Below are 3,489 nucleotides of genomic sequence, written 5' to 3' on the forward strand. Positions count from 1 at the left end.
GCCTCGCGCTTGGCAAGGGCTGCCGGCGACGGCAGAGCTTCGACAGTGCGGTCGAGCAGGCCGCGCGCCTCGAGCGCTGCCATGAAACGGCTCTGATGGGCGATATCGGCAAGGCCGCGCTTGCGGGCAAGGGACAGCGCCAGCGTCTGCTCGTAATTGTTGGACAGCACCAGCGCGCTCACATCGTCGGTCATCTCGGCGAGAAGCTTGTTGCGCGCTGGGCGGGTCAGCGCCCCCTTGCGCATGGCGGGAGCCAGCGCGATCTTGATGTTGACCTCGACATCGGAGCAGTTGACGCCGCCCGAATTGTCGATGGCGTCGGAATTGCAGCGCCCGCCATTCAGCCCGAACTCGATGCGGGCCCGCTGCGTCGCGCCGAGATTGGCGCCCTCGCCGATGACCTTGGCGCGCACTTCGAGCGCGGTCACCCGGATGGCATCGTTGGCGCGATCGCCGACGTCCTGGTTGGTTTCCGTCGATGCCCTCAGATACGTGCCGATGCCGCCGAACCATAAAAGGTCGACCGGCGCCTTGAGGATGGCATTCATGATCTCGACCGGCGAGGCGGTCGTCTTGCCGAGGCCGATCGCCGCGGCCGCGGCCGGCGGCAGCGTGATCGACTTCTGGCTGCGCGAGACGATGACGCCGCCTTCGGACAGTTTTGTCTTGTCGTAGTCCTGCCAGCTCGAACGGGCGAGGGCGAACATGCGCCGGCGCTCGGCCATCGAAGCCGCCATGTCTGGAGCGGGATCGATGAAGATGTCGCGATGGTCGAAGGCGGCGATAAGCCGGGTCTGCTCGGACAGCAGCATGCCGTTGCCGAACACGTCGCCCGACATGTCGCCGACGCCGACGACGGTGAAGGGTGTGGCCTGGATATCGCGGTTCATCTCGCGGAAATGCCGCTTGACTGCTTCCCAGGCGCCCTTGGCGGTGATGCCCATCTTCTTATGGTCGTAGCCGGCCGAGCCGCCGCTGGCGAAGGCGTCGTCGAGCCAGAAGCCATGCTTCTCGCTGATGGCGTTGGCGGTGTCGGAGAAAGTCGCCGTGCCTTTGTCGGCGGCGACGACGAAGTAGGGATCATCCTGGTCACGCCTGGTCACATCGGCTGGCGGAATGACGCCGTCCAGGCCGATATTGTCAGTGATCGACAACAGGCTGGAGACGTAGTTCTTGTAGGCGGACGCGCCGGCTTCGAAGATGGCGTCGCGGCCGCTGCCCATCGGCAGCTTCTTCGGATAGAAACCGCCCTTGGCGCCGACCGGCACGATCACCGCATTCTTGACCTGCTGCGCCTTGACCAGGCCGAGCACTTCGGTGCGGTAGTCCTGGGCGCGGTCCGACCAGCGCAGGCCGCCGCGGGCGACCGGGCCGAAGCGCAGATGCACGCCCTCGACCTCGGAACCGTACACAAAGATCTCCCGCCACGGCCGCGGCGCCGGCAGACCGTCAACCGCGTGCGAGTCGAGCTTGATCGCCAGCGACTGGCCCTTCTCCTTCGTATCGGGAACGAAATGATTGGTGCGTAGCGAGGCTTCGATCAGGTTGAGGTAACGACGGATGATGGTGTCGTCATCGATGTTGGGAACCTCTTCCAACGCATCCCTGATCTTGGCCTTGAGGTGCTTGGCCGCGACCACCCCTTCCGTCTCCGCCGTCGGTCCGAGGCGGGCGACGAACAGCTCATGCAGGCCACGCGCTATCTCCGGATAGCGGTTGAGTGCGGCGGCAATGAAATCCTGGCTCTGCGGGATCCCGGCCTGCTGCAGATAGCGGCCATAGGCGCGCAGGATGGTGACCTCGCTCGACCACAGGCCGGCGGTCTGGGCAAGGCCGTTATAGCCGTCATTGTCGATCTCGCCGCGCCAGACGGAAAGGAACGCGTCCTCGAACAGCGCGCCGCGGTCGGCAAGGTCGATCGGCTTGCCGTAGCTGTTTTCGAGCTCCATGTCGTGGATGAAGACCATGCCGGAAGCCTCGTCCCCGACCTCGAAGGTGCGCTCGCTGATCACGCGGAAACCGATGTTCTCCAGCACCGGCACCCGCCGCGACAGCGCCACCGGGCTGCCATGGTGATAGATCTTCAGCGCCGCCTGATGCGGTTCCTGGTTGACATGACGGTAGTAGTCGATGGCGATCGGGTTAGCCGCACTGATCCTGGCGATGCGCCTGGCATCGGCCAACGCCTCCGCCGGCGAGAAGCTGTCGCGATAGCTTCCCGAGAAGCGCGAGGCGATCGCCGTGAGCGCCGCATCGGCGCCGCTCTCGGCCGCGGTCTCCCGCAGAATGTCGTCCCAGGTCCGCACGATGGCGCGGATCGCTGCCTCGATCGTCGCCTGGTCGATCTTCGGCGTCCTGCCGCCGGAACGGCCGATGATGAAGTGGACACGCGCCAGCCCGCCTTCCGGAAAGGCGGGGTAGTAGGCCGACAGCCGGCCTTGGAACACCGTCTTCAGATAGGTGCCGATCTTCTCGCGTACGACGCTGTCGTAGCGGTCGCGCGGCACGAAGACGAGGATCGAGACGAAGCGGTCGAACTGATCGGCGCGCACCAGCGCTCTGACGCGCGGCCGCTCGATCAGCCCCAAAATGGCTTCGGCGTGCTTGCGCAGGATCGGCACCGGAACCTGGAACAACTCGTCGCGCGGATAGCTCTCCAGCACGTTGATCAGTGCCTTGCCGGAGTGATCTTCAGGGTTGAAACCGGATTTGGCGATGATGGTTTCGGCTTTCGACCTGAGATAAGGGATCTTCATCACCGAGCGCGTGTAGGCAGTCGAGGTGAACAGGCCGACAATGCGCAGTTCGCCGGCGAGCACGCCCTTGGCGGTGTAGGTCTTGACGCCGATGTAATCGAGATAGATGCGGCGATGCACGGTCGATTTGGCGTTGGCCTTGGTGACGATCAGCGGTTCCGGCCCGTGCAGGAAGGCGCGGATTTCCGGCGTCGTCGACACCGCTTCGGTGCCGCGCCGCAGCACCAGCACGTCCGGATCGGAGAGGATGCCGAGGCCGGGCTTTTCGGTGCGCTCCAGCATGCCGCTCTTCTCGCCGCCGGTATATTTGAACTCGCGCATGCCGAGGAAGGTGAAGTTGTCGTCGCGTAGCCATTCGAGGAAGGCGATCGCCTCAGCGACGTGCGCCTTGTCGAGCGGCACCGGAGCGTAACGGAACTCGGAGATTGCCTGGTCGAGGCGGGCCAGCATCGGCTTCCAGTCGGTGACAGCGGCGCGCACCTGGCCTAATATTTTCTTCAACCGCTCGGCCAATGCGTCGGCCTGATCGGCCGAAAGACGGGCGATATGGACGTGGATGACGCTCAGCCGCTCATGACTGTGATCGCCCTTGGCAAAGCCGCCATCGCCGAGGATCTCGTCGACGCCGCTCTTGCCGTGCCTGACGACGATGACCGGGTGGGTGACCAGCAGCGGTTCGCCGGCGCTCTCGGTGATCTCGCCGAGGACGGAATCGAACAGGAATGGCATGTTG

1 protein-coding gene is annotated in these 3,489 nt (G+C 64.8%); it reads right to left on the reverse strand.

What is annotated here, in order from left to right; translation table 11 throughout:
- Window positions 1-3,489 (reverse strand): NAD-glutamate dehydrogenase (locus EOA86_RS27075; RefSeq protein ID WP_128344492.1); only part of this gene is annotated, 3,489 nt, incomplete at both ends.

The sequence above is a fragment of the Mesorhizobium sp. M5C.F.Ca.IN.020.32.2.1 genome, from assembly GCF_004023105.1.
Classification (GTDB): domain Bacteria; phylum Pseudomonadota; class Alphaproteobacteria; order Rhizobiales; family Rhizobiaceae; genus Mesorhizobium; species Mesorhizobium wenxiniae.